Below are 25,504 nucleotides of genomic sequence, written 5' to 3'. Positions count from 1 at the left end.
CCTCGAGCGGCACCCGAGCCAGCGCGGGGGCCAGTCTGCTCACAGCGGGAGACTGGCCCCAGCGACGAGAAGGCCACGGCCTGGATGATGAGGTCAACCTGCAGAGACTGCCCGGCTTTCCCTGTGCTTGATGAGCTCGTCCAGCATCTTGTCGAACTCATCCGGCGGCATCTTGCGGATCAAGTACATTGCCGCGGATTCACCGTCCTCATAGGGGAACCGCTTGGGCTGCCGCTCCCCTCCCCCAGCTGTGGCCTCAGCCGCGGTGGACTGCACGGGAAGAGTTGGCGCACCCTCCCCCGTGCGTGCCGGATCGTCAGCAGCCTCGCGCCTCGGAGAGGGGGTGGATGATTCATCCGACCCGTCACCTTCTATTACGCCGTAATAGCCGTCGGCCTTCTCTGCCGCCTGGGTGGCCGGAGCATCGGTCTTGGCCTGCTTCTTGCGTTTGCGTCCTTGCTTCTCGGCGTCCTTGCGCGCTCGTTCCTGCTTGAGCGCTTCGAGCACCGTCTGCTGCTGTTCAGGTGGCTTGCTTCCGACGGCACGTAGCAGGTCGATGGGCTCTTCACCAATACGGGCCTGAAGTTCAGGGGTGAGGCTGAGCAGAGAGAGTCGTTGTGACACCCACCCCTGGGAGCGATGAAGCCTCTTCGCCAGAGCGGTTTGGCTGCCATGGATGGCGAGGAGTCGTTGCAGAGCTCGGGCTTCGTCCAGCTCTGACAGGTCTTGGCGGTGGATGTTGGCGACGAGGGCGCTTTCGAGTAGTTCTTCCGAGTTGGCGCCTTGGTCGTCGCTGACCATGACCTTGATGGTGGTGAGGCCGGCCTCGCGTGCGGCGGCGAGTCGGCTGCTGCCGTCGATGACAACGTGGGTGGTGTCCGGTTCGAGGTCGGTTTCTCGTTCCGGGTTGGCCTTGATGTAGGCGTCGCGGTTCATGACCGTGATCGCTTGCTTCTGCCCGTGGGTCTGCAGGCTGCCTGCGAGATCCGTGAGGTCTCCGAGGCTGGAGCGTGGGTTGTCGGGGTTGAGGCTGATCCGCTGTGGGGGGAGTTCCGTGGGAGGTGCGACGCCTTCGGTTGGCACGCCGGTCGCTGCTGCGACGGCCTGTCGGCGGGCGCTGACAGGCCGCGCTCCCCCGCCGAATCGGCCGACTCCCAGTTGGCTGGCCTTGCTCACGACACCTCCCGTGCCAGTGCGCGCATGCCGATCGCCTGCTGCGATTTCGGTGCGTATGACAGGAGGGGCTTCTTCACTCGTACTGCTTCCTTCTGTTCCTTGAGGTCACCGATGAGGCCGACGACTCGCGGGTCCTTTATGTCGACCCATCCCTGAAGGGAGGAGGTGGCGATGTAGCCGCGGCGGGAGTCGTAGAGGTTGACGACGATGCCGAGGTAGTCAATGTCGACCTGGAGGTCGGCGCGCAGGTCGTCGATCTGTGTGGTGAGCAGGTCGTAGGCGTCGGCGGAGCTGTCTTCAGCTTGGACGACGATCAGCGCGCCGGATTGTCCGGGTGCCTCACCGTCGCGGCGGCGTCCGTAGTAGGCGGCGGCGTCCATGCTGAGGCCGAGGCTGGGTGGGCAGTCGACGACGATGACGTCGTAGTCGTCTTCGAGGGGGGCGAGGGCGCGCTCCAGGGCGGCTTCGCGGGCGCGCACTGCGGACAGGCGCACATCGAGGAGGAAGGCGTCGTTGCAGGCGGGCAGGAGGTGGAGCCGTCCTGCGAAGGCCTCCTCGTCGATGGAGACGATGAGGTCTCGGAGGTCGCCCTTTGCGTCGCCTGCCATATGGTTGGTGAGGCTGTCGCCGTTCATCGGCAGAGGAGAGGCGCCCAGTTGATTGGTGAGGTGGCACTGGGGGTCGAAGTCGACCAGCAGCACGCGTTGCCCCAGCCCGGGCAGGTTTTCCACGTCGAGTGGATCTGCCTCCTGCCCGTCGTGCTCCTCGTGCACCTCGCTGGCACGTAGGGCTTTCGCGAGGGCCTTGGCGACGCGTACGGCGTGGAGTGCGTTGGGGTCTTCGGCGAGTGCTTCGCCGAGGCCGGCGGTGATGGCGGTTTTGCCGACGCCGCCTTTCTGGTTGCAGACGATGATGCGCCGGGTGATGGAGGGCCGTTCGACGTCAGGTGCCGGGTGGGTGTCGAGCCACAGTTGGACGGACTGGGCGAGGCCTTGGGCGAGGGAGACGCGGCGGTCGGATGCTGTGCGTGTGAACTCTTCCCAGTGGCCGTGGGGGAGGAAGGTGGAAAAGGAGCTGGCGCCGGCGGTGTCGACCTGGGTGGGGGAGGAGGCCAGGTTGCACCAGTCGGTGATGCCTTGCTCGACTGCGGCCTGGATCTCGATGCCGTGCTGGGCGGCTCTGATTTTGAGGTTCTGCCGGAGCCATCCCGGCAGTTTGGAGACGACCTTCTCGCGGTCGCTGGAGGTGGCTGGCGAACTCATGGGGGACACCATACTAACGTTCATGATCCTTTGCTGGCATTGAGGCGTTAGTTTGACTACCTGTTGGGCCGTCAGGGAGCGCTCATGCCTGCCGGGGAGCTATTACGGCGTAATAGCCCCCCTCTCGACTGCGGGACGCTTCGAACGGGCTGGGCGCGCCAAAGCCGCCTACCCGCGGTGCCACTGGCCCGTCCCAAGCCTTCGCCGGGCCGGGGGCTGCGGTGACTCTGCATGTGAGACGTTCACGCTCAGTCCAGACCAGAACACCTCTCTACGCGGGCGGACGAGGCACGTCGAGACGAGGAGGTCATGCGGACTTGCTTCGTCGCCGGGGACAGGCGTACTGCGGCTCGGCAACGCCAGGAAGCAGGCAGCCCCCTTCTATTGCGGCGCAATAGCCAGAGCTCTGGGAGCTGCCGCCAGCGGCTGGGAGCCACCTACGGGCAGAAGCTTGGCCGAGCGAGCCTCGAGCTGGCTCTCGACTTGAGGAGATGTTCCCGGCGGAGAACCAACTGCGCCCGCATGGCGCTGGGCGAGGACGGATAGGAATGGGTCCGATGCAGAAGTCGCCCGGGGGAGCGGCCCCTCTCAGGAGAAGAGGCATGCATGGGAGCCGACGAGTGGTCAGCTCTGGCGGGGGTGTCCTCCACGGCGTTGGCGTTAGCAGCCGTGGTCGTCGCCCTTGTCGCCTTCCGGTCTGAGCAACAACGGGCACGCTTCGAAGGTGCTCGCGCTTTGCACCATGATCTGACCACCGGCGAGGTGGCTGCAGCCCGCAAGGTCATCGGGAGCCTTCACTACGGCGGCTTCGGCTCCTCGCCGGCTCCTGTGGACTGGAGCGAGGCCCTGACCTCCTACTTCACGTTGCTGTGGTGCTTTGAACGGATCGAAGCCGGCCGTACAGCCTTAGTACGAGGTGTTGTCCGCTCCAGTGATCCGAGGAACAAGGCGGTCGACTACCTGGATGCACTCGTTGCGTGGCACGTAGCCGAGTACGCCTGTGGCTTCGCCATCGCGCGTCGCAAGTTCGCCGAGGCGTCTGCCCAAGAGGTGTCCGACGGGGACTCGACCTCTGGCTTCGGCAGGCTGCTGCATGCCCTGCAGGAGCGAGGGTTGGTCGACCGTGCCTATCGCGCAGGGATCTGTGCAGGGACCGGGTGTCCCTGCCCATGTCATCAGCAGTAGCGAACTTGGTTCCGCGCAGCAGCCCTTGATGGCCCGGGCGGACGGTAGAAGCCGCGGTCCCGCTGCCTGGTACGACGTGGCTCAGAACAGAACACTTCGTCGGGTGGCGCTCCCGGTCTCAATCGCTGCCGACTGGACGGTGACAAGTCCCGCGGGCCGCATCGGCAGGTCGCGGGCCAATGTCTGCGCCACGCAGCGATCCGGTCCAGCAGGTCGTCCTGGGGAAGAAGCCGGGGGTTGGGCCGCCCAATGCGTGACTCGCCCCGTGGCCGCTCCCGAATCCGGAAAGCGTGCTGCCACTCCAGGGCGCTGTTCATAGCGCCCGTGAGTGCTGGTGCAGTCAGTGACCGAGTAGAGCAAGGTCGTCCACGCCGGCTACGGGACAGAAGCGATCTCGGCCAACCGGCGTCGTGATCGCGTCAAGCCCGGCGTGTCGCCCGTGCCTACAATCACCCGACCGGATAGACCTTTCCTCGACCACATGTTCGGATCATTGATTCGATTCGCATACGTTCGGGGGTTCTTGATGCACATACCGTGGCTCAGGCATGCCAGCAGACAGGCGCTCACCATGGTGACTGCGGTCGCCCTGTTGTCGGCCATGCCGTCCCTGGCGCAGGCAGACGCGTCGCCTGATCTCGAGGTTGAGTCGTACGTCCTGCCGCTTGGTTCGGCGACGCCATCGCTCGAGGAGTTGCAGAGCGCGGGCGGCATGGACCGTCTGCGGGACATTGCCCGTCACGCGGAGCCGATCGCGCAGTTGCCGCACGAGACGGTGGGCCCTGCCGCGTCGTACGCGCGGCTGGCGACCCAGCCGTCACGCACCACACCCGTCGGTTCAACCGCCTCGCTGACGCCCATGATTGCGGCTCCGGAGCCGGCCCGCACGATGACGCTCGACGAGTGCAAGAAGGGCCTGGGCACCGACACGAAGTTCTACTTCACGTCCCGGTTCGCGGCCTGTTCGGGTGCTTCGTTCGTGCAGACCTGGCTCGTCAACGGCAGGCCTTCAGGCGTGAGTATGTTCAACGTGCGGGTCGTGGGAACGATCGCCAAGAACAGCCGCACGATCAACTTCAAGTACTACTTCACCGAGATGGAATCGCAAGGCACTACCGAGGCTCCCGCGATGAAGATCGGCACCAAGGGGAAGATGCCCAATAGCTGGCCGTCCACGGTCCGCTACACCAGGGGCGGCAACATGCCCGGAACGAAGACCTTCGCCGAACTCAAGGTGCTGCGCTCCTTCAACGAAACCGTCAACGCCAAGCCCGGACAGGGCAGTCAAGGCAGCACCGACCTGATCGCCGCCATCTACCAGCCGTCCATCACCATCACACCGCCACCCAACGCCAACATCACAGGCGACCTCAAGGGGGACCTGTTCTTCCTGCCGCCGCGCTGGGACGCCGCCAAGTACCTGGCCAACTCCACCGGCGGCGGCAACCCTGACAAGAGAGGCGCAGCCTCATTCGCCTACATCGGCATGCTGAACTACAGCGCAAAGGCCGGCGCCGAGGAGCGGGCTGCGGCGCAGCACATCAAGACGGCGTTCACGAAGCCGCAGGACACCAAGCCGTACATGTCAGCGAAGAAGGTGCCCGGTCAGACGCCCGACACGCCGCTGCACCGATTGGTCAACCAGACTCGTAAGGACGACAACCGCAAGGCGGCGATCAAGCAGTGCAAGCGATACTGGGGCGCCGGCTACACGCACGGTGGCACGCGCGAGTGCGACGAGTACCCCTTCGCCACCACCTATGAGGGTGCCGCGGAGCACGACTACGACGCGGACGCGAAGAAGTTCAACTTCTCCGTGAAGCCCATCGCAAAAGCAGACAACGGTGCGGGCGGCAGCCTGCTGCTCAGCTTCTACGCCAAGAACCGGGTCATCGACGGAATGGAAGACGGTTTCATCGTGAAGATCGTTTCCTGACGGGCCCACGGCGGGGGCGCCGAACTGCGAGCGCCCCCGCCCCTGGACGGCGCTCAGGTCGTTGCCGGCCAGAACTGCACGAGGTACTTCTCCACGCCTTCGCCCGTGCCCTCCTGCTCCGACAGTGCCGCAGCTTCCCTGCGTCCGGCACAGCTCACCCGGACCCGCCAGGAGCCCCCCGAATCGGCAAGCGTGATCACATCATCGGCGCGCCCCAAGTCCATGGACCACACGGCCACTTCACCGCTGGTCGACTCGAAGAGGGCCTCAGCCTGCTCGTCCCAACGGGGAGGATCCTGCTGGGGTGGCTCCCCGTCCCAGACCTCTACGGTGACCGCAGCGGTATGTGTGTGGCCGCCGCTGTAGATGTCGAGACGCCCCGGGAAGTCGTTCAGGAACACGCCCTGCTTGAAGTCGTCAGGGAAGGGGACGGGGAGGTCACCGTCATCGGACTCCTGAAGCCCGAAGCCGTGATGCCCCACATCCGCAGCAAGGTGTTGCTGCCGGACAAGCTCAGCCATGAGAGCTCCTTGAGCATGACAAACGCCTGGTCATCTCCGTGATCCTAAGTCTGCCCCTCACTCGGGCACAGAGGCATCGCCTTCCGGGCGGTAGGCGGCCGCTCTGACGGTCAAGATGGTCGATCTCGGCTGAAAGCCGGCTGTGATGCGCTAGACCGCATCAGGTGGTCGACAGGTCCGGAACGCACAAGGCCCCTGGCCGCCCCTCAAGCGAGGGTCGGCCAGGGGCCTCGTATGTGGGGCTAGGTTCTGTCTCCTTGGTCAGCGTCGGGTCCAGATGAGGATGCCCGCGAGGTGGAGTGCGGCCTGGTAGGCGATCGCGAGCTTGTCGGTTCGTGTGGCCAGGCCGCGCCACTGCTTGAGGCGGTTGATGCACCGCTCGACGGTGTTGCGCTGCTTGTACGCCTCGCTGTCGAAGCCGGGCGGGCGGCCACCGAGTCGCCCTCGCCGCAGTCGGTGGCCAACCTGGTCGGACGGCTGTGGGATGACCGCACGGATGCCCCGGCGCCGCAGGTGGCTGCGGATGGCACGTGAGGAATACGCGCGGTCGGCCAGAACGGTCAGGGGCCGGGTCCTGGGCCTGCCCGGGCCGGTGCGGGGCACGCGGATGCGGGACATCACCGTCTCGAAGGCGGGTGCGTCACCGGCCTGGCCTGCGGTGACGGTGATTGCGAGGGGCCGTGCGCGGCCGTCTGCGGCCAGGTGGACCTTGGTGCTCAGCCCGCCGCGGGAGCGTCCGAGCGCGTGATCGGCTGGCTCTCCCGGGCGGGCCGCCCCTTTTTGCGTGCTCCGGCGGCGTGCTGGTGGGCCCGGACGACCGTGGAGTCCACCGACACCGTCCAGTCGAGGTCGTCATCGGTGTCCGCTGCCGCCAGGACGGCGGCGAGGATCATCTCCCCGGTGCCGTCGACGGCCCATCTGATCAGCCGTTTGTGAGCGGTCTGGAACGAGCCGAGCTCGTGGGGAAGGTCTCGCTAGGGCGAGTTGGTGCGGTACTTCCACGCGATGGCCTCGAGCGTGCGGCGGTGGTCGGCCCATCGCCGCCAGCGGACCGGATCGGCCGGCATCAGCGGCTCGATCCGGTCCCACATCGCATCGGTGATCACTAATCGGACGGACACATCCGATCAACTGACCAACCCATCAAAGAGACACGCTCTAGTCGACGAGCTCGATTTCAATAGCCAGGCACCCCAACCGTTCCTTGTCCGGCGGGTAGATGCGCCTGATGTTGGCCAGTTGCTCCTCACGCGTCGCTTCGGGGTTCACCTGGGAGGGCCCTTCGGCGTCCAGGAGCTCCTCGAACGAGGTGTACTCGGCAACGCGTGTCACCCGCGTCATGCACGACCGGTCGGTGTTCTTCACTGCGAACCGGATCAGGTCACCGACCGCCAGGCCGTCGAACTTCGGGTACTTCACCCGGACCTCCCGGGTCTTGCGGCCGGCGGCCACGAGATCGAAGTACTGAGGGTACAGGTTCAGCTCGATGACGCGGGCTGAGGTGGTGCTCATGTAGCCGGGCTCCCTGCGGGTAAGGACATCAGCCGCGACAGCTCCGCAGCCGAGTACGAGCGGAAGAAGTGCCGGGGGTGGGACAGCAGCAGTCCCGCCAGGTGCAGCAGGCGGTTCGCGAACTCCCCAACGGTGCCGGGCCACTTCCGGGTGTCGAGCATCCACGGTTCGGCGCCCGCGGGCAATGCCGCCTCCCCAGAGCGGATGAGGCTCTTGGAGAGCTTGGCGCCGGTCTCGGCGACGATCATCGGGCAGAACAGCCGAGCGGGCAACTGGCCCCGGGTCAGGCCAACGGCCTGGAGCGCGCCGTCGACCAGGAGGCTTCCGGGCATCCAGTCAGTGCCCTTGACCATCACCTGGAGGATGTCGGCCTCCGCGAGCGCGGCGAGTTCCTTGATCATGTTCCGGTAGAGCGTGGCGAGGTCGAGGTAGCCGCCGCCGGTGGGTGTGATGGTGACTGTGTAGGGGCCGTGGTGCAGGCAGACCGCCGACACGCGCGCGAAGCCGCGGCCGGCGTCTTCCATGCGGGTGCGTTGTGCGTACTTCTCCGCCCAGCCGCAGGAGTGCGGGCAGGGCACCCGCAGGTGCGGGACTCCCGTGGAGGGGGCCAGCCAGAGGCTTGCGGCGTCCAGGCGCGGCAGCACTCGCAGCCACGTCTGCCGGAACGGACCGGTCGCTTGCTGCTGCGAGTAGGTCTCCACGCTGTACGGCACGGCCAGCCGCTTGGAGAGGGCGTCGAACAGGGGTTGGTAGAGGGTGCCGATCAGGTGGGCGATGCCGTCCGTGCCGAGGGCTTGGGCGTAGGCCCGCTGGTAGCGGTTCCCCGATTCCGGGTCGGTGACCAGCTCGTGCGGCGCGTTGTCCAGTGCCGAGAAGCGGACTTTCACGGGCAGGCTGTGGCGGTCGCGGAGCCGGGCGGCCGTGGCGAACGCCATCGACTGCACGAGTGAGGTGCCGGCGTGGGGGACGCCGTTGATCTGCGTGCCCACCACCAGGGCGATGCCCAGCGGCTTGCTTGCGTGGATTCGCGGGGTGAGGACGTCCTCCACGTTCGTCAGGGCGTTAGCGAGGACGGTGTTCGGGCTTATGAGCGTCATGGTGCTGCCTTGTCTCGTGTCGGTGAGTTGCTGATTGCGTGGGTCGGGCTGCCGAGCCGAATGATCTGCAGGGCGGGGCTGGCATGGCAGTTCTTGTGGGTGAGCGCGGCGGCATGTCCGGTCCTCGCGTGCCCGCGCCGGAACAGAGGGGGTGCAAGGGCCAGGTGAGCCCGACATGTTGAGGGGCTCGCACCCTGGGGTGCGGGCCCCTCAATCCGACTGCCGGAAGGGAGGGCGGGAACGTGCGGAGCACCGTGTCCGGCCGGGAGGCGGGCTTCGGGACAGCGCTACTGGGTGGCGGTGTGGGTGACCACGAGGAATTGGTCGGTGCGCAGGTCCATGACGACCTGGGCGTTGGTGCCCTGGGCGCGCTGGTGGGCGGCGTACTCTTCGGCCGGCCAGGAGCCGCGGGGGCCTCCGGCGGGGAACCGCTTCAGGATGGTCCGGGTGGCCTGCGTGCTGGTGATGGCCATCAGGCGTCACCGCCGTTCACGCGCTCGTGGATGTCGATGAGGGTGGCGATGGCGTCGGGGTTGTCTGCCTCGCCGACCCACTGCCCGAGCGCGGTGAAGACGGGGACCTGGTCGCGGTCGGCGTCGAAGATGACGCAGTAGTCGCCGTAGCGGTCCATCACCATGCCCCGCAGGACCGGGATGAGTCCGATGTCCAGGACCTCCAGGGCGTCGACGGTAAGCCGGGCGGGCTCGCCGGGTGCCGGCGGCTGGACCAGAGTGCCGGTGACGCGCAGCAGGTCGCCGGGCTGTATGCCGTTCAGCAGCTCGTGCGTGATGCGGGGGTCTCCGCTGGTGCAGGTGACGACCGTGTGGGGGGCGTCGTCGGCGAGCGCGTCGATGTCGGCGGGTCGGACGATCAGGTCGAAGGTGGCGGTCCCGATGCGCGGGCCGGGGACGGGTATCGCGTCGACCCAGCCGTCGACGGCGCAGTGCTTGGTGTCCATCAGTTGGCCTCCGCCAGGGGCTTGGTGGGGCGAGGGGAGCGGGGTCGGGTGGTGCGCTGGGCGATGTCCAGCAGCTCGCGGTTGCGCTTCCGCTGGGCATCGGTCAGCGGCCGGGCCTTCGCGCCGTGGCGATGCCAGAGCGGGGAGGGGGGCGGCTCGGGGTAGGCGAGGGCGTGGTCGACGTCGCGGTCGGTGCTGCTCATGGAGTTCCTCCAGGTGGAGGTCAGGCGTGGTCGCCTTGGCCCTTGGACTTGGGCTTCGGCGCGAGGTCGGAGGCGAACCGCCCGAGGCGGGCCTCAACGGGGTTGGCGGTGATCCAGCCCTCCGCGCATGCCTTATGCACGGGCTCCCCGGAGTGGGAGCGCATGGGCGTGGGCTGGCCGCACAGCGTGCAGGGGAGGTCATGCCAGCAGTCGAAGTGCTGGCCGTCCCGCCAGACGAGAAGCTCACCGGGAGCCGGGATCAGGCCCGGCTCGAACGGCGCCTTCTCCTTCTTGCGTCCCGTGCGGGTCACGGCCGGAAGTCGGGCAGCTGCTGGAACACCTGCGCCAGCAGGTCCGGCTTCGGCTTCCAGGCCGGGAGCGCGCCCGTGGCGGGCACGGGCAGGGCAAGCTCCTGGACGTCGGCGAGGACCAGGTGGTGCGCGCCGCGCTCCGCCCAGGGGCTGGCGCACTTCTCGGGTCCCTGATCGGGGTGGCAGCCGGTGAGGCGGGCGACGCCGATGACCGCACCCAGGTGCAGTTCGCGGCCGCGGATCGCGGTGGCGACCAGCGGGTCGCGCAGCACGGCGGACTCCGGCTTCGTCTTCCCGGCGTGGATGAGGACCCAGCCCTCCCACGGCCAGTGCACCGGCCTGTTCTCCGGGTTCTTGCCAGCGAGGATGCACGTGGCCCACGGCTGGCGGATCGTGATGCCGCGGATCCAGTCGCCTTCGGGGAGAGTGATCACGCTCATGCGGCTCGCCCCCACACCGCGGTGCCGGAGCGCCCCACGCGGCGGCCGTTGATGGACGGCACCGAGCCGGTCAATGGCACGGCGGCGGCCGTCAGTAAGAGGGTGCGCTGGCCGATCCGGCCCTGAACGCGCAGGAGGGACGGCATACTTGGGTTCTCCGTCTCGTCTCGTGCGGGATGGATGGGCCCGGGGCAGCCGACGAAGCCGCCAAGCAAGTGCGGCTGTCCCGGGGCGGAGCTACAGCGCGAAGTCGCTGCGGCTGGTCCAGCTGACGGGGTTGTGCCAGAGGCTGGCCTTCGCGGCGGGCCACTCCATCTGCCAGCCGGGCCGAAGCCCGCGCGCTCCCCAGCTGTCCGGCTGTTTGCCGGGGATCTCGAGTCCGGCCGTGTGCGCGGCGAGCGCGGCGTCGTACACCTCGTGGGCGCGGCGTAGGGCCGCGGCGGGGGAGTCGGCGACGCCGGTGAAGACGTGCACGCCCTTGCGGGCCGGGTTGGTGGTGTCGTGTATCGGGACGTCGACCTCATAGAACTCGGTGCGCGGCATGACGCCCATCTCCTCTCCGTGCCAGTGCTTGAGGGGTCACCGCGACCGCCCCGCCTCCGTGGTGCGGAAGGCCGGGGCGGCACGGAGAGCCCGTCAGGCAGCGACGGCGGCGGGGGAGTCGAGGCCTACGCCGCGGAGTGCGTCCAGGACGTACGCGTCGAAGCGGGCCTGGTGCTGGGCAGCGACCGCATGGCCGGTGGCACGGCCGTAGGCGTAGCTGTACGCGTACATGCTGGCGTCGGTGTCGGCGAGGGCCTGGTCGACGGCGCGGCGCGCGAGGTGCTCGATCCAGGTCTGCGCGGCGGACTCGCGGCGGGCGTGCGACGTCGTGAGGGCCACCGACTCCGCCCACCGTCCGCTGCCGCAGGCGCGGCCGCCGCACTGCGCCCAGTTCCACTGCCGCTGGCGCATGCCCTCAGGCTCGGCGTCCCAGTCCGCAGCCCAGCGGACGGCCTGCTCGGGGATCTGCTGCTGGACGACGTCCAGGACGTCGCGGCCGGCGGCGCCGAGCGCGCGGTGGGCGTCGGTCTCCTCGAGGACGCGGATCCGGTGGGAGAGCAGCCGGTAGGGGTAGTGGCGCTGGCCCCAGTTGCCAGTCTCGCCCAGCGGCTGGACGATCCACAGCCGCACGGGCCAGGTGATGGGCCAGATGCCGGTGTCCTCCAGCGCCTCGCCGACGCGGTTGACCATGCGGAAGTACGAGAAGGGGCTCTCGTCGAACCACAGGTTGGTGCAGGGCTGGGGGTGGTCGACGAACTGGCCGACGTTGGCGGCTAGGTTCACCGGGGTGCCGGCGTGCCGGGACATCTCGATGATGCCGTCGGCGGGGGTGGTGATGTACCAGGTGACAGGTTTGTGGGCCATGCGGTCCTCCACGGAGGGGTGTTGGCGGCTGGGGCCGCTCGATAACCGGGTGTTGGTCGGTGTGCGCACGTCGGCGGTCAGGCGCGGTAGACGGGCGGGCGGACTCCGGCGCGGAGTTCGCGGATGATCGAGCAGGGGCCCTTGGTGGCGCAGTATGCGTCGTCGGTGTCGGGGAGGGCGTTGGCTGTGGTGCCCCACATGTCGCGGGCGACCGCGTTCACGGCGCGGAGCATCTCGCCGTTGTTGGGGCGGCAGGCGCTGTTCTCGTGGCCGACGCCGTGCCGGTGGGCGCTGATGATGTGCTGGCGGGCCTGGCGGGCGGCCCAGCGGCGGCTGTCGGGGCCGGTGTTTTCGTGGACGTGCCCGCAGTCGTGGAAGGTGTCCATGTGGCAGGCGGTGCAGTGGTAGGTGACCAGTTGCTCCGGGTTGCCGCCGGGAAGCCACGTGCCTTCGAACTCGTAGACGATGACCTCAGCGCCTGGGGTCTCGGTGTGCGCGAAGGCGGTGACGAGGCCGACGCCGTCCGCGATCCCACCGCGCTGCGCCTGGTTCCAGAAGACGCGGGGGAGGAAGTCATCCCAGCCCTTGCCGTGGGGCCACTGGGCGTATGACGCCCTGCGAAGCGTCGAAGGTCGCCTTGCCGTCGACGTTCTCGCGCTTGTACTGCTCGATCTGCTCGATCGACCCGAAATACGTCGCGGAGAATTCCTCGGACTCCAGGAAGATCAGCCCGTACCCCTCGGGGCGGGTGTCGTGGCCGTTTTCCCGCAGCATCTCGACCATGTCCTCGTAGCCGGGGTTCCCCGGGGCGATGGTGCCGACCAGCGGTAACCGGTAGCGGTCGCAGCTGGTGACGTGGGCCGGGTTGGTGTCGCTGACGTTGTGCGCGGTGCCGTACGTGTAGGTGATCGTGATGCCCATGGCGGGACGCCCTTCCTGGGATAACGGCGGGCGCCGGGTGCGGCCGGCGCCCTGTGGGTTGGGGTTGTGCGGCGAAGCGTCGGCGGCGCGGCTCACGCGCGGACCGCGTCGGCGTACTGCGCTTCCAGGTCGGCGCGGCCCTGGGGGTCGTCGTCCTGGTCGGCGGCCTCCTGGTCGACGCCGTCGCCGTGGACGGTGCAGACGATGTCCGGGTCGCTGTCCATGGCTCCGGTCAGCGCCTTGTGCAGGTCGGTGACCGAGTAGACCGGCGCCCACGCCTGCCCGGCGCACTCCGGGTCGAAGGGGCAGGGCAGCAGGACGTCGAAGCCGAAGTCGCCTTCACCGTCGACGTCGTCGCGGTAGGCCAGGGTGAGGTACTGCTGTCCGAGGCGGATCTCCGCGACGCGGTCCCGGCCGGTCACCAGGTCCGAGCCGGGCTTCCACCGCCACAGCGGCAGGATCTCCGGGCCGAAGAAGCGGCGGACCAGCAGCAGATCACCCAAGCCGGTGCTGCCGTCGCTCCCGAGGTCGGCCTCCCGGGCCTGCGAGAGCCGCTGCAGGAACGGCTCCAGGCGGTACAGGGAGTCGGCTAACAGGGCCTCGTTGAAGCCCTCCGCACGCAGCGACTGGTGGGAGTGGACCATCGCCTGGTGCTGCGCGCGGACGGTGTCCTCCGGGACGGTGCGGTTGGCCGGGCGCGGTCCCTGCCGTGCGACACAGACGTCAGCCGGGGTGACCACGATGACCGCGATGGCAGGCATGTTGTGCCGCTTGGCGGCGGCGACCAGCGGCTGCCTGGATTCGCGGGATACGTTCGTGGCGTCGACGACCGTGAACAGCCGCCGGGCCATCCGGCGCTCCAGGATCAGGTGCAGGACGTCCACCGCGTCGCCCGTTGCCTCTTGGCAGCCGGCGTCGTCGCTGACTGCACACCTCATGGCGTCGAGTGAGAGGACCTGGCTAGCGGGCCAGGTGCCGGCCAGCGTCGACTTGCCCGCCCCGGCGGCGCCGATCAGTACCACCAGGCTGTTCTTGGGCAAGTCCGGGTACAGGGGCGTCGGCGCGGTCATACGGGTTCTCCTTGCGGGTCGAGGGAGCGGGCGGCCCAGATCAGGAGCTGCCCGGCGTTGTCGGTGATGAGGGCGGCGGCCTCGTGCAGCGGGCAGGAGGCGTCGCCGTCGCGGTCGGGCTCGATGCGTTCGGCTCGCTGCGCGGCGGTGGTGAGCAGCTGCGCGACGGAGGCCAGGAACCCGCCGGGCGGGTCGGTGTCCTCGCTCAGTTCGCGCAGGATCGCGGCGAGTTCGGGGGCGTCGATGTCGTCGGCGGTGAGGTCGTCCTGGATCTGCTGGAGGGCCAGGGCGGCGATGTTGACCGAGGCGCGGACGCGTTCCAGGCGGGTGCGGGCCATCGCGGCCGCCGTCACAGCGCCAGGCCTGCGGCGGCCAGGGCGAGCAGGGCCAGAGCGGCCAGGGACAGGTCGACCGCGCGCCGCAGCTGGGTGAACTTGGCGACGGCCAGGACGGACAGGACCCGGATGCGGGCGGCTCGGGTGTCGCCGTCCATGCAGGCCCTGATCTCGTCTTCGTCCAGGCGTGCCCAGTAGGGGAAGGACGCCTTGTCGTCGCCGCGCAGGCGGGGCCGGACGACCAGGAGCAGCAGCACAGCGGCCGCGCCCAGGGCAAGCACGGCGAGCGAGCCGAACACCTTGGTGGCCGGTGGCAGGTCCTTGTCGGCGACGGACGCGAGGCCGGCGAGCACGGCGCCGTTGAAGGCGAGCAGTAAGGACGCCTTGCCGTCCGTGCGTCCGATCTCACTGGCGACCGAGGTACAGGCGGTGTCCAGGTTCTTGTCTACGGCGGAGGGCGGAGCCGTGGAGGTCGTCATGTGCGGGGTTCTCCTTGTCGGGGTTGATCAGGCGGCCAGCTGGTGCGCGGCCGGGGGCGCGATGTAGCTGCCGGGGTCCGCTGGCGTTCCGTCGTGGCATTCGAGGCAGCTGCCGAGGTTTTGAGAGGTACTGGCGCAGAGCACTTGTTCCGTGGCTGTCGTATTCCTGCGGCCACGGTCACGGGCCGGGGAAGGTTCGCTGAACTCTGCGGTCAGACGGCCGAATTGGGGCCGGGGAACCTTGGGGCATAGGTTGACGGCATGGTGGAGGGGGCGAACTCCGCGGCTCAGACCATGCCGCAGGAGCAGCAGACAAGGGGGCGGCATGCCGCCCGGCGGAAGAAGGACAAGGGCGGACTGGCTCGTTCGTCCTTGCTGATGGCTGTTGGCACGGTGGTGTCACGGGCGACGGGACTGATCCGCCAAGTGCTGCAGGCCGCAGCGCTGGGTACGGGCTTGCTGGCCAGTACGTACAACACGGCGAACACAGTGCCGACGAGCCTGTACACGCTATTGATCGGTGGGGCGCTCAACGCCGTGTTGGTGCCGCAGCTGGTCCGAGCCAGGGCAACGCAGCCCGATGGCGGACGCGCTTACGAGCAGCGTCTGGTCACGCTTGTGGTCTGTGTACTGGGTGTGGGGACGGCGCTGGCGGTGTGGGCGGCGCCGCAGATCGTGGGCCTGTACATGCGAGACACCCCGGACAGTCACGAGGCGTTCGAGCTGACGGTGACGTTCGCGCGGTTCCTGTTGCCGCAGATCTTCTTCTATGGGCTGTTCAGCATCTACGGGCAGGTGCTGAACGCTCGAGAGAAGTTCGGCGCGATGATGTGGACCCCGGTGCTGAACAACGTCGTGCTGATCGGCATGTTCGCCGCCTATCTGGGGCTGATGACGGTTCCCGACCGGGTGGAGGACATCACCGCCGACCAAGTGCAGTTGCTGGGGATCGGGACAACGGCAGGAATCGCCCTGCAGGCCGTGGCCCTGATTCCGTTCGCGCGGGCAGCCGGTTTCCGTTTCCGCCCGCGGTTCGACTGGCGGGGCACAGGCTTGGGCAAGAGCGTCCATGCGGCGAAGTGGACGCTGCTGTTCGTCCTGGCCAATCAAGTGGCGCTGACGGTGGTCACGAACTACGCCAATGCCGCCGACCAGGAGCTGCCGCAGGCCGGCGCAGGCTACTCGGCCTACACCTACGCGCAGACCATCTGGATGCTGCCGCAGTCGATCGTGACGGTGTCCCTGGTGACGGCCTTGCTGCCGCGTATGAGCCGGGCCGTCGCTGAGGGGCGCATCCCGGATCTACGCGCGGATCTGTCCCGGGTGCTGCGGATCAGCGGCGTGGTCATTGTGCCCGCCGCGTTCCTCTTCCTCGCCCTGGGCCCGCAGATCTCCTCGCTGCTGTTCGCCCACGGGGCGGCGGACGCCGCCTCGGCCCGCCCGCTGGGGTACATGCTGCAGGCGTTCGGACTCGGGCTCATCCCGTTCTCCGCCCAGTACCTGCTGTTGCGCGGCTTCTACGCCTTCGAGGACACCCGGACTCCGTTCTTCATGGCGGCGTGGATCGCGGGCGTGAACATCGCCCTGGCCACCGCGTGTCATTTGCTCCTGCCCGCCCGCTGGGCGGTCGTCGGCATGGCCGGCGCCTACACCCTCTCCTACGTGGCCGGGCTCGCACTCACCGCGCATCTGCTTCGTAGGAGGCTTGGGGGTCGTATCGACGACGGCGGCCTGCGCCGCACCTACGTGAAACTGTTCTGCGCCGCGGGCCCGGCTGCTGGGGTGGGTTGGGCTGCGGCGCGTGCGTGTGCGGGCCTGGGAAGTGGAACGTGGCCTACGGCCGTCGCACTGGCTACCGGGGCGCTGGCGACAGCCGTGGGGTATCTCCTTCTCGCCCGGCTGATGAAGGTCAACGAGTTGCGTCGTCTGCCCGGGATGCGCTGAACAGGCAGACGATGCAAGGAGGCGTGCTTCATGGGCGGTCCTGCGCGCGTCTGGCGATGTAGTCAGTCCAGTTGCGTTTGACGAAGTTCGCCCAGTCCGTCGCGTTGTCGATGCTGGTCCCGGTGAGAACGGCAAGGATTGAGGCAGGAACGTCGGCTGCCAGCGCGAGACGGGCGGTGTTGCGGCCCGCAAGGCCGCCCAGTCCGAGCCGCCTGAGCTTCAGGTAGATGTACTGCGACTGGATGGGGCGGGCCGGGTTCAACCCGGCGAACAACCACGGAATTGTGCTGGCAGCACGGTTGGATTCCCAGGCGTCCTCGGCGTGATGGAGCTGCTGCCGGACCAGGTGAGCCAGCCGTGGTGGCAGTGTCAGGAAGCCTCCATCGAGTTTCAGTTGGACAGCCGAATCCTGCATGACGACGTCGTCGACGGTCAGTTCAAGAATGCGTGTGACCTGCAGTCCCATGAGCAGGACAAGGCTGCCGATAACACGGACGTCGAGGGGGAGCGTGGCGTCGTTGACGCAGCGCCTGAGCTGTTCGACGCGGTCGTCATCCTCGATGAAGGTTGCGGGGTCTTCGGGGGAACGGGTCGGCACTTCGAGGCTTGAGGTGAGGCCGCGCTCGTTGGTCCAAAGGACGAAAACTCTGACGTCCCTGCGGTTCGGAGGGCCGCTGACCAGCCATTGTTCGAGGTTCGTCTGCTTGAGGTCCGGCAGCGCGATGCCTTGTTCGTCGAGCCAGGTCAGCAGCTCCAATGCGCGTCTGATCTGCGAGCGCCGGTGACCGTCCCTGACGGCCTGGCCAGCATGTCCGCGTGCCATGCGCCGGTGGCGATGGATCAGGTGCCAGTGGGCGAAGGGGCTCACTATCTGGCGGTGATGAGCGGGTACCTCCCGGAGAACGGCGTCTGCCCAGCGAGGCAGGCGCTCGACCGCCTCGTTTCGTTGTGGCAGCACCCCTGCGGTCGACAGCAGGTCTCTGGCATAGGAGGTGGTCGGAGTGTCGGGCAGTTCGTCGAGGTCGTGATGCCGGAGCTCGGCACCAGTTCGCGCGAGGCGGGTCAGGAGTTCGGGGACACCCTGGTGGTTGAGCCAGTGAAGGATCCGTATGGGGCGGTCGGCGCCGTGGAGGGCCGTGTGAATAGCTCGTACCTGGGGGGGGATCCCCTTCGGGGACGTGCTGAGGAGTTCGTTCAACCGCTGGTCGAGGACGCAACGGGTGCAGTAGCCCTGTCGGGAGAACAGGCCGCTGGTGCCGCATCCCCGGCAGCTGTAGGTGAGTTCGGTGCCAGCGCACGGCCCGCAGAGCGTCACTCCATCAGGACTACGGCCGATGAGCGGCCGTACGGCGGCGCAACTGGAGCAAGCACTCGGCGTGCGGCGTACCCGGGTGTAACAGGTGTTGCAGACGGGGCCCAGTGGCCACTGCGCCTGGACCGGGAGGAGCCGCTTGCATAGAGCGCAGGGGTGCGGTTGCCTCGGAAGACACGGTCCGCAGATCGGAGCGTCCGTAGACGACCTCAGACACGGCCGCGTGCGGCCGCACTGCGAGCAGGTAGCGGTCGGAAGCCGGTAACAGCTCACGCAGACGTCGGGAGTCTTTCCCCGGCCACGTCTGATGATCTTGCGTTGCTGGCCGCAGATGCCGCACACGCGTGTAGGCGGCCGGTAGCAGCGCCGGCAGACCGGGCCGTCGGGAGTGAGGGCCTGGGCGGGTCTGTCCTCGCCGCACGAGTGGCATCGGTGGAGCGGCCGGGGTGCACATCCCTGGCAGAGGACCGTCCCGTCGGTGATCCGGGCGGTCGGTCGTCTTTGCCTGCCGCAGCGGCTGCACTCCGCGTGCTGGGATTTGCCGTAGCAGCTTCCGCACAGCTGAGCGTCCCCACGTCGGAGCGCGAGCCGCATGTGCCGTCCGCACTGCGAGCACTCGGCACGCGGTGCCTTCGCACGGGCATAGCAGCCGCTGCAGACGTTGCCCTCTTCAAGTTTGTGGTCCAGGGGACGTGAGGCCCGGCCGCAGAAGCTGCAGGTGGGCGCAACGACGCCCTGGATGCCGTGGCTGATCAACGTGTCGGCAAGCCGCACCAAGACACCGGGCATCCGGCCTCCGGGCGCCGCGAGGGCCGTGGGGTGCTGACGGAGATGCTCGTCGAGGAGGAGAGCGGCACTGCCGCGCACCACTGCGTCCTCAAGTATTTGGTGGAGCGACTCGTCAGACAGTTCGGGGGCTGCTGTCAGGAGGTGCTGTCGGATGCGGCTCAGGGCGGCGGCCGTCTTGGTCGGCGGTTTCACGTCTGATCGGGCCGCCGGACGGTCGTTCTGCGCGGACGCGGCTGCGAGGTGCTGGTCTCACCTGCGGCTTTGCGGACCTCAGCGTTGACCGCCTTGACCTCGATCAAGTCGTTGGGCTGGCATTCCAGGATGTCGCAGAGAGCTGCGAGGGTGTCGGTGGAGAGCCGCTGAGGCGTCCCGGTGACCAGGCGGAAGACCTGCTCACGCGAGAGGTGAATACCGCGCTCGGCCAGCAGGGGCTGCAGGGCCGTGGTCTGGAACATGCCCTTCTCGGCCATGCGGAGGCGCAGGTGCCAGGTGATGCCCATCTTGCGGATCATGCGGGTTCCTCCCACAGGTCGCTGTGGCGTTCCTTGAGCGAGCGCTCCAGGAGCCGGTTGCGGTAGTCGTCCGAGACGCCGGTGTAGATGGCCGTGGTGCTGGCGTAGGCGTGACCTACCTGATCCTGGACGAACCTCTCCGGATAGCCGAACTCGATGAGGTGCGTCACGTAGCTGTGCCGCAGCGAGTGCAGGTCGAGTTCTTCCGGCAGGTCGGCTTCCTGCCGAGCAGTGTCGAAGGCCTCGTTCAGACGTCTGAGCGACAGCCGTCCCCGCCGTTCAGTGACCCACAGGGCGGGGTGCCGGCCGGGCGAGAACGACGGTCGCACCTCGTGCCAGTACTGCTCGAGAACGTCGACGGACCAGTCCATCTCCGGCACGGTCAGCACCAAGCGGCGCTTGGGCGGTCCTCCCTTGGATGCCTTGCCGTAGCGCACGAACACTCCGCCGAAGCGGCCGTAGGACGGCACTTTTGCGTTGCGGCGCATGTCAGCAAGGTCAAGACCGCAGGTCTCCTGGCGACGCAGTCCGTACGCATAGACGATCTTCAAGACCATCGCGTCTCGCAACGCAGCAAGCGCTCCTTTGCGGCGCCGCTTGCGGATCGAGTCGACCCTGCCGTCGGCAGCGTCGAAGAGTTGCTGCACTTCGTCGTAAGTCAGCGGCCGTCGCCCTGGACCACCCTCGTACTCACTGCTGTGCGTGATGGTGTTCCACTCGTGAAGAATCTGCACGGGCTGCTGTCCGAAGGAGTCGTAACAGACCTTGGGCCAGTCGTAGCGCTCGTCAGTGATGTAGTCGCAGAACATCCGTATGGCGTTCTGGTAGTTGCGCGCTGTCGACACCGCGAAGGTCGGCCGTCGCGCCCGCAAGTAGTCCAGAAAGGCTTCGACCTCACCCGGCTGCCACTGCCAGGGATAGAGGTTGGAGTACTCCGCGAACCGCTTCAGCAGCGCCAGGCGTGGCTTGACCGTGGCATCGAAGTTCAAGAACCGCGACCGCTGTTGCCTCGCCCATCCTTCCAGCATCGCGTTGAACACAGCTGGCTCCGGATCGAGGTGGACCACCCCTTGAGCCAGGACCAGATGGGCGGCACCCGGCATCCCCTGCGCATCACTCATGTTGCTTATAATGCAACATCGTTGAATCTGACTGACAGGCAGGTCAGACTTGCTCCGCTACCCGATGAGCGCCGGATAGGGTGCCATCCGACCTGGCAGCAGGCTCTTCATCGCCGACGCCGTATGTTGCATCCAACGCAATACCGCCCGTTTCAGGCACGCGAAGTACCGGCGCTTGCACAGCGGACATGTCTGGCGAGCTGCCATGGCCTTGTCGAGCGCGAGCTCCTGGGCCAGAGTCGGTTTCCGCTTCGGCTTGGCGAGGTCGACGCGGTACAGCCACGCCCAGCGCCCGCCCTTGCGCCAGATGAGCCGGGCAACGGGCTCCTGGCCGCCGGGGCTCAGGCCCATGGACCGCAACTGGCGGCGGGTGGCGAGACCGGTCATCGGTATGGGGCCAGCTCCCTGCAGCGCGGCGAGCACTGCCACGGCGCCGGGGGCCTGCTTGAAGCCGAAGTCCGGGAAGCTTCCGTCGTCGTACAGGTCGACGTCGACCAGGTCGGCCTCGTCGACGCACACCATCACGCCCTCCAGGCGCCGGGCAGCCGGTCGGGGCGGTGCGGGTAGCGGGGGCCGAGACGCTGCGGGCGGGGCCGGCCGATCCGGCGGCGCGGGCGGGGAATGAGCACGAGCGGTTCCTCCAGGTAGTTGGTGGACAGCGCTGCGCCCCGCAGACGTCGTGCTGGTGTCGGCGGGGCGCCACGTGCGGCCGGGCGGCCTGGCCGGTCCTCGCCCGGCCCCAGAGCGGGGCGGGCGAGGACCAGGCAGGGCGTCAGGTCAGCGGGCGGTGCGGAAGATGCGGCGGCCCACGACCGCGCCGGTCAGCGCTGGAGCGGGTGGATGTTGTCGCCGTGGTCGTCACCCGCCGGAGTGGGGGCGGGGATGGTGGCGTGCAGGTGGAGCGCGGGGTTGGCCTGGTACTGCGGCGGGTGGTTGTGGACGATGGGCCGCAGGGTCAGGCCGCGCAGGGCGAAGATGCTGGCCAGTGCCCACATGAGGGCGGCGAGCCCGGTGGCGGCGGCGCGGCCTCCGGCCGGTGCGGTGGACGAGATCATGGCGAGGCTGCCGATCCCGAACAGCAGCCAGGCGATGCGGGCGCCTGCGTTACCGAAGAACCCGCCGACCAGCCCGAGCAGCCCGGTCAGCTGCCAGAACGCATACAGGGCGGCCGGGGCGACGGCGAGGTGCGTGGCCTGGTCGGCGAGGAACACGCGGACGGGGTGGTCGACCGTGCCCCACAGGCCGCTGCCGTCGCTGGCGGCTGGTGGCCGGGACGTTGGACAGGCCCTTGAGCGTGGCGGAGGTGATGTCGCCGGCGGCGTCCAGCATCAGCACGATGAGGCTGAGTCCGCCGAACAGCGCGGCCGTTTTGATCCAGACAGCGACCTCGTGCCAGCTGGCGTGCCGGGCCTGGCCGATCTCCTCCCACCGCTGGTGGAGGAAGCCGCCCTCCTCCCAGGACTCCCGCCACGCGGTGCGCAGCCGCGCCAGGCGCTGCTTGCTCTTCTTGGCCGGCGGTAGTTCGAACTGGTCGAGGATGCTGTTCGGGCGGTGCTGGCCGTTCATCTGCCTGCCGTTGTGGGACATGGTGCCCTCGCTCCTTCGGCTGGGAAGTCGGTGGTGCGCTTGGTGGGTGTCCGGCCGGGTGGCCTGCCCCCGCGTCCGGCCCCCGGGCAGGCGGGGTTCGGGCGCGAGGCAGGGGACCCGGAGCGGTTAGAGGCCGCGGGCGTCGGCGAGGATGGCGGCCTGGTCGACCATGCGGAGGGGGACGCGGGCCGATCCGTGGGCGTCGTTGAAGGACGGCACGGAGTCCACGTCGTCGCCGAACTCGCGGCGGATCGCGTCCAGGAGCACGGAGGCGGCGCTGGCTTCCAGGCCTCTGTCGCCGCGGGCCTCGGCTCGGATGGCTCCGAGCATGCAGCGGGCGCCGTCCTCGTCGACCAGGGCGCCGGAGCACCAGCCGCCGGTGAGCAGCCGGTGGTGGGCTCGCTGCAGAAGGGCGGTGACCGGGGTCGGGTAGGGCTCCGGTGGCGCCTGGAGTGTCGGGGTCAACGGGACGGTGACGATGTCGGCCAGGTCCACGGGCTCGGTGGGGATGTGCGCGGTGTTGACCTCGTAGGCGACGGCCGCTTCGTCCAGGCGCGCGGTCATCGCCGCGTTCACCAGAGTGAGGCGTTCCTCGAGGGAAAGTTCTGCCGGCGGCGGGGCGGGGTGGTCTATGGCGGGGGAGAGCGAGGCATGGGACATCGGGGCTCCAGGCAGGGGGCGCCGAAGGGCGCCGCCGGTTGGTGTCCGGCGGCGCCCTTCGGCGTTGTGTAGCGGGGGTTTGGGCGTTCAGGTGTCACCGCATCCGCGCCCCGGGCATCCTCGGACCAACAAGCGCGGGGGAAGGGGCTGGGGTGGAGTTCGTCTTCGAGTGCGGGTGGTGCGGCGAGGACAACTACTTGGTGGGCAAGCAGGTCGGCTTCTGGGTCGACAAGTGGGAACTCCCCTCTGAGTGGGACTGCTGGAACTGCGAGGGACTCAACGACACCCCGGACCCGCCGTGGACGGAGGCGTAGTCAGAGGCTGGAGAGCAGTCCGGCGAGCGAGGCGAGGCCGCTGTTGATGGTCGGGGCCAGGCCGGTCGCGGCGAGGGTGAACCCGAACAGGGTGCAGGCCAGCGCGGAGCCGACGCGGAGGTAGCCGCCCTTGATCAGGACGACGACGATGATGCCCAGCAGCACGGCGGCGGAGATGGACAGGGCCACGGTGGTGGTGCTCCTTCACAGGGGTCGGGTGGGGCCGGCGCGGCGCTCGGGCAGGCCGGCCCCGGGGGATGGGGGTGTGATCAGGCGTCGGTGAGGCTCTTGATGGCCTCCAGCGCCTGGCGGGGGGAGGCGACCTGTTCGGAGCGGCGGCTGCCGCTCTTGGAGCCGCGCCCGCTGCCGCCCTTGCCGCCGCCTCCGCCGCCGCGCCGGCGGGAGCGGCCCTCGCCGTCGTCGCCGTCCTCGTCGGGCTCGGGCCAGAACTCGCCGGGCCTGACGGGCTCGTTCCAGTCGAACCACAGGCCGCGCTTGTCCAGCTCGCTGATCTCGTAGTCGGTGAGCCGGTTGACCTCGTCGGGGAACAGCCGGGAGAGGTCGGTGTCGAAGTCGGCGTACAGCGACCGCATGAGCACGGCGCGGCCGTTGTCGAGGACGATGACCGCGACGCCGCCGGTGGAGACGCCGTTCTCCGGGTCGGCCTCGCCGCGCATGGCCCGCTCGATCGCGGAGCCTTCGCTGCGGGAGTAGCGGGCCGGGATGGTCGGCACGTCGTAGGCGTTCTCCATGGTGCCCTCCGCCGCCTTGCGGGTGGCGCCGGGCGAGCCCATGTTGAAGATGACCGGGCGGCTGTTTTGCCGCAGGTTGTCCTTCATCTCGGTGGAGAAGCCGTTGTGCGCGAACGGCGACTGGCCGGCCGGGTTGAAGCCGATGCCGTACTTCAGTCCGGTGACCGTGAGGTCCTCGCCGTCCTTTTGGATGGACTCGCCGAAGTCCGAGTCCTGGGCGGCGGTCATGAACTCATCCGCGTACACGTTGAGCTGCCGGTAGGGGCAGCGCGTGTCGCCCGGCTTGTAGTCGTGCGGCTGGCCGTCGTGCGGCCAGGGCATCTCCGCCCTTATCTCACACAAGGCTTTGGCCGCCCGCAGGGAGCGGGCCATCCACAGGGCGTTGGAGCCCTGCCGGTCGATGTACTTCCCGAGCACGGTGGTCTTTTCGTCCTTGCGGACGGTGGACAGCCACACCACCTGGCCGTCGAGGGACTGGGCGGCCATGTTGATCGCGAAGAACTGCGTCTTGCCGGAGCGGGAGACCCCGAGGGTGAGGCCGTGGGCGGGGGCGTTCTTGTCGTGCTGGTACACCATGGTCTTCACCGGCTGGCCGGTGATGGTGAACCCGCACACGTACATGCCCTTGGCGTCGGGGGTGAGCAGCTCGCGGGTGGCGGGGAAGATCGCGGACAGTGGCGGGGTGTCGAACGCGCTGATCAGGAACTCCGAGCCGTCGATGAGGACGAACACGCAGGAGTCGTCCTCGGGCAGGTCCAGCGCACGGCAGACCTTGGGCAGGTCAATGCGCGGCGACTCGTTGGAGTCGCTCATCTTCGCCCGGTAGAAGGTCACCCCGCGCTCGTTGTCGCGGGTCTTGTGGACCAGCTCGGAGCCGGGGGCGCCGCCCTTGGGGCCAGCGACCCGGTCGATCCAGCGCTCCTGGTCGGTCGGCTTGGTGCGCCGCCGGGCGTTGGCCTCAGGGGTGATGAGGGCCTCCATCCAGCCGGGTCCGCCCTGGCGGCCGGGCTGGATGGCGACGTCCTTGAGGGTGACGTCGGCCGCGGACACGCCGAACGCGGCTCCGACGATCTCGGGGGAGAGGCCGGTGATCGGCCGCCCGGTCTCCGAGGCACGCAGCAGCAGGGTGAGGTCGTGCCGCATGGCGGTGTGCCGTGTGGCCTTGACGACGTGGGTGCGGGCGGGCATCCCGGCGCGCTCCCACAGCATCCGCGCCTCGCGGGTGAGCTGGTCGGCTCCGTCCTCCGGCTGCGCCACGGTCGGCTCCGCGGCCGGGGCGGGCGCCGGCTGCGGGGCCGGGGCGGCGAGCGCGGGGCGGTGACGGCGGCGGGTGTGCCGGGAGAACGGCAGCACGAAGGAACCGGCCGCCGCCCATCCGGCGGCGAGCAGCCCGTCCAGCCAGTACGGGCCGAAGCCGCCTGTGTGCCCGGCGGCGACGTCGACGGCGGCCGCCAGGACCAGCGGGGTCCAGCGCAGGATCTTGCGTCCGGCACCGGTCTCATCACTCTTGGCGGCCAGGAAGATCCCGCCGATCCCGGCGGCGCCAGCCAGCTGCACCACCGAGTTGACGGGGCTGTCGGGGTAGAGGTTCGGGGCCACGGCCAGCACGGGCGCGGCAAGGGTGTAGGCCAGGCGCTCAAGCGCGACACTGCGCGGCGTGGTCACCGGCTTCTCCTTCGGGAACGAGCACGGGCGGCCCC

General features: G+C 68.7%; 29 protein-coding genes and 1 pseudogene. 4 read left to right on the top strand and 26 right to left on the bottom strand.

The genetic code is table 11. The features are described from left to right. Positions 1-93: 93 nt before the first annotated feature. On the bottom strand, positions 94-1,176 hold the full coding sequence (locus Q5694_RS32740) for a ParB/RepB/Spo0J family partition protein (RefSeq protein WP_333937151.1): 1,083 nt from the start codon (positions 1,174-1,176) through the stop codon (positions 94-96). Then, complete coding sequence (locus Q5694_RS32735) at positions 1,173-2,438, bottom strand: ParA family protein (protein ID WP_333937150.1); 1,266 nt, start codon at positions 2,436-2,438, stop codon at positions 1,173-1,175. The genes Q5694_RS32740 and Q5694_RS32735 overlap by 4 nt, the downstream gene beginning before the upstream one ends. Before the next feature lie 606 nt (positions 2,439-3,044). Here Q5694_RS32735 and Q5694_RS32730 point away from each other — a divergent pair. Further along, positions 3,045-3,623, top strand: a complete 579-nt coding sequence (locus tag Q5694_RS32730) for a hypothetical protein (protein WP_333937149.1) — start codon at positions 3,045-3,047, stop codon at positions 3,621-3,623. A 571-nt stretch (positions 3,624-4,194) separates the two neighbouring features. Then, positions 4,195-5,559, top strand: coding sequence for a NucA/NucB deoxyribonuclease domain-containing protein (locus Q5694_RS32725; protein WP_333937148.1), 1,365 nt, complete (start codon positions 4,195-4,197; stop codon positions 5,557-5,559). A 53-nt stretch (positions 5,560-5,612) separates the two neighbouring features. On the opposite strand, the gene Q5694_RS32720 is transcribed toward Q5694_RS32725, so the two are convergent. The 16 genes and pseudogenes from Q5694_RS32720 to Q5694_RS32645 all read right to left on the bottom strand — a co-directional run bounded on the left by Q5694_RS32720 (position 5,613) and on the right by Q5694_RS32645 (position 14,813). Further along, positions 5,613-6,080 carry a hypothetical protein gene (locus Q5694_RS32720; RefSeq protein WP_333937147.1) on the bottom strand — a complete coding sequence of 156 codons (468 nt, stop codon included), beginning with the start codon at positions 6,078-6,080 and terminating at the stop codon, positions 5,613-5,615. A gap of 261 nt (positions 6,081-6,341) precedes the next feature. Then, positions 6,342-7,171 (bottom strand): annotated as a pseudogene (locus tag Q5694_RS32715) (IS5 family transposase). 67 nt (positions 7,172-7,238) lie between these two features. After that, positions 7,239-7,592 (bottom strand): ASCH domain-containing protein, encoded by a 354-nt coding sequence (locus Q5694_RS32710; RefSeq protein ID WP_333937146.1) that lies wholly within the window; start codon positions 7,590-7,592, stop codon positions 7,239-7,241. Continuing rightward, positions 7,589-8,689 (bottom strand): hypothetical protein, encoded by a 1,101-nt coding sequence (locus tag Q5694_RS32705; RefSeq protein ID WP_333937145.1) that lies wholly within the window; start codon positions 8,687-8,689, stop codon positions 7,589-7,591. The genes Q5694_RS32710 and Q5694_RS32705 overlap by 4 nt, the downstream gene beginning before the upstream one ends. A 287-nt stretch (positions 8,690-8,976) precedes the next feature. Further along, the gene (locus tag Q5694_RS32700) at positions 8,977-9,162 is read right to left on the bottom strand and encodes a hypothetical protein (RefSeq protein WP_333937144.1); all 186 of its coding nucleotides are present in this window, start codon (positions 9,160-9,162) and stop codon (positions 8,977-8,979) included. Beyond that, positions 9,162-9,647, bottom strand: coding sequence for a hypothetical protein (locus Q5694_RS32695; RefSeq protein WP_333937143.1), 486 nt, complete (start codon positions 9,645-9,647; stop codon positions 9,162-9,164). The genes Q5694_RS32700 and Q5694_RS32695 overlap by 1 nt, the downstream gene beginning before the upstream one ends. Further along, positions 9,647-9,850, bottom strand: coding sequence for a hypothetical protein (locus Q5694_RS32690; protein WP_333937142.1), 204 nt, complete (start codon positions 9,848-9,850; stop codon positions 9,647-9,649). The genes Q5694_RS32695 and Q5694_RS32690 overlap by 1 nt, the downstream gene beginning before the upstream one ends. Before the next feature lie 20 nt (positions 9,851-9,870). Beyond that, the gene (locus Q5694_RS32685; protein WP_333937141.1) at positions 9,871-10,161 is read right to left on the bottom strand and encodes a hypothetical protein; all 291 of its coding nucleotides are present in this window, start codon (positions 10,159-10,161) and stop codon (positions 9,871-9,873) included. After that, entirely contained in the window at positions 10,158-10,601 is a 444-nt protein-coding gene (locus Q5694_RS32680) for a hypothetical protein (RefSeq protein WP_333937140.1), read from the bottom strand. Before Q5694_RS32680 ends, Q5694_RS32685 begins: the two co-directional genes overlap by 4 nt. 237 nt (positions 10,602-10,838) lie before the next feature. Next, positions 10,839-11,144, bottom strand: coding sequence for a hypothetical protein (locus Q5694_RS32675; protein ID WP_333937139.1), 306 nt, complete (start codon positions 11,142-11,144; stop codon positions 10,839-10,841). 93 nt (positions 11,145-11,237) lie between these two features. Next, the gene (locus tag Q5694_RS32670; RefSeq protein ID WP_333937138.1) at positions 11,238-12,008 is read right to left on the bottom strand and encodes a hypothetical protein; all 771 of its coding nucleotides are present in this window, start codon (positions 12,006-12,008) and stop codon (positions 11,238-11,240) included. 77 nt (positions 12,009-12,085) lie between these two features. After that, complete coding sequence (locus tag Q5694_RS32665; RefSeq protein WP_333937137.1) at positions 12,086-12,394, bottom strand: hypothetical protein; 309 nt, start codon at positions 12,392-12,394, stop codon at positions 12,086-12,088. A 187-nt stretch (positions 12,395-12,581) separates the two neighbouring features. Then, positions 12,582-12,929 carry a hypothetical protein gene (locus Q5694_RS32660; protein WP_333937136.1) on the bottom strand — a complete coding sequence of 116 codons (348 nt, stop codon included), beginning with the start codon at positions 12,927-12,929 and terminating at the stop codon, positions 12,582-12,584. Between the two features lie 92 nt (positions 12,930-13,021). Then, entirely contained in the window at positions 13,022-13,999 is a 978-nt protein-coding gene (locus tag Q5694_RS32655) for an ATP-binding protein (protein WP_333937135.1), read from the bottom strand. Next, positions 13,996-14,337 (bottom strand): hypothetical protein, encoded by a 342-nt coding sequence (locus Q5694_RS32650; protein WP_333937134.1) that lies wholly within the window; start codon positions 14,335-14,337, stop codon positions 13,996-13,998. The genes Q5694_RS32655 and Q5694_RS32650 overlap by 4 nt, the downstream gene beginning before the upstream one ends. Positions 14,338-14,348: 11 nt before the next feature. Beyond that, positions 14,349-14,813, bottom strand: a complete 465-nt coding sequence (locus Q5694_RS32645; protein WP_333937133.1) for a Pycsar system effector family protein — start codon at positions 14,811-14,813, stop codon at positions 14,349-14,351. Positions 14,814-15,074: 261 nt separating this feature from the next. Between Q5694_RS32645 and murJ the strand changes: the two genes are divergently transcribed. Continuing rightward, positions 15,075-16,757: a murein biosynthesis integral membrane protein MurJ gene (gene murJ / locus Q5694_RS32640; protein WP_333937132.1), complete on the top strand. Its 1,683-nt coding sequence runs from the start codon at positions 15,075-15,077 to the stop codon at positions 16,755-16,757. 28 nt (positions 16,758-16,785) lie between these two features. On the opposite strand, the gene Q5694_RS32635 is transcribed toward murJ, so the two are convergent. The 6 genes from Q5694_RS32635 to Q5694_RS32610 all read right to left on the bottom strand — a co-directional run bounded on the left by Q5694_RS32635 (position 16,786) and on the right by Q5694_RS32610 (position 22,738). Further along, complete coding sequence (locus Q5694_RS32635; protein ID WP_333937131.1) at positions 16,786-17,514, bottom strand: hypothetical protein; 729 nt, start codon at positions 17,512-17,514, stop codon at positions 16,786-16,788. A 1,532-nt stretch (positions 17,515-19,046) separates the two neighbouring features. Continuing rightward, positions 19,047-19,370, bottom strand: a complete 324-nt coding sequence (locus tag Q5694_RS32630; protein WP_069812404.1) for a helix-turn-helix domain-containing protein — start codon at positions 19,368-19,370, stop codon at positions 19,047-19,049. Continuing rightward, a complete protein-coding gene (locus tag Q5694_RS32625) occupies positions 19,367-20,491 on the bottom strand; it encodes a tyrosine-type recombinase/integrase (RefSeq protein ID WP_333937130.1) in 1,125 nt (374 codons plus the stop codon). The genes Q5694_RS32630 and Q5694_RS32625 overlap by 4 nt, the downstream gene beginning before the upstream one ends. A gap of 57 nt (positions 20,492-20,548) precedes the next feature. Continuing rightward, positions 20,549-21,013, bottom strand: coding sequence for an RRQRL motif-containing zinc-binding protein (locus Q5694_RS32620; protein WP_333937129.1), 465 nt, complete (start codon positions 21,011-21,013; stop codon positions 20,549-20,551). A 299-nt stretch (positions 21,014-21,312) separates the two neighbouring features. Then, positions 21,313-21,702: a hypothetical protein gene (locus tag Q5694_RS32615; RefSeq protein WP_333937128.1), complete on the bottom strand. Its 390-nt coding sequence runs from the start codon at positions 21,700-21,702 to the stop codon at positions 21,313-21,315. 502 nt (positions 21,703-22,204) lie between these two features. Further along, the gene (locus tag Q5694_RS32610) at positions 22,205-22,738 is read right to left on the bottom strand and encodes a DUF6197 family protein (protein WP_333937127.1); all 534 of its coding nucleotides are present in this window, start codon (positions 22,736-22,738) and stop codon (positions 22,205-22,207) included. Positions 22,739-22,890: 152 nt separating this feature from the next. On the opposite strand from Q5694_RS32610, the gene Q5694_RS32605 reads away from it, so the two are divergent. Beyond that, complete coding sequence (locus Q5694_RS32605) at positions 22,891-23,052, top strand: hypothetical protein (protein WP_167381345.1); 162 nt, start codon at positions 22,891-22,893, stop codon at positions 23,050-23,052. Here the strand turns inward: Q5694_RS32605 and Q5694_RS32600 are convergent, their stop codons facing one another. Then, positions 23,053-23,241: a hypothetical protein gene (locus Q5694_RS32600; RefSeq protein ID WP_333937126.1), complete on the bottom strand. Its 189-nt coding sequence runs from the start codon at positions 23,239-23,241 to the stop codon at positions 23,053-23,055. Between the two features lie 80 nt (positions 23,242-23,321). After that, positions 23,322-25,469, bottom strand: a complete 2,148-nt coding sequence (locus Q5694_RS32595; protein WP_333937125.1) for a chromosome segregation protein ParM — start codon at positions 25,467-25,469, stop codon at positions 23,322-23,324. Positions 25,470-25,504: the final 35 nt, after the last annotated feature.

It is taken from the genome of Streptomyces sp. AHA2, from assembly GCF_036857595.1.
Lineage (GTDB): Bacteria > Actinomycetota > Actinomycetes > Streptomycetales > Streptomycetaceae > Streptomyces.
This window is presented reverse-complemented; position numbering and strand designations above follow the sequence as displayed.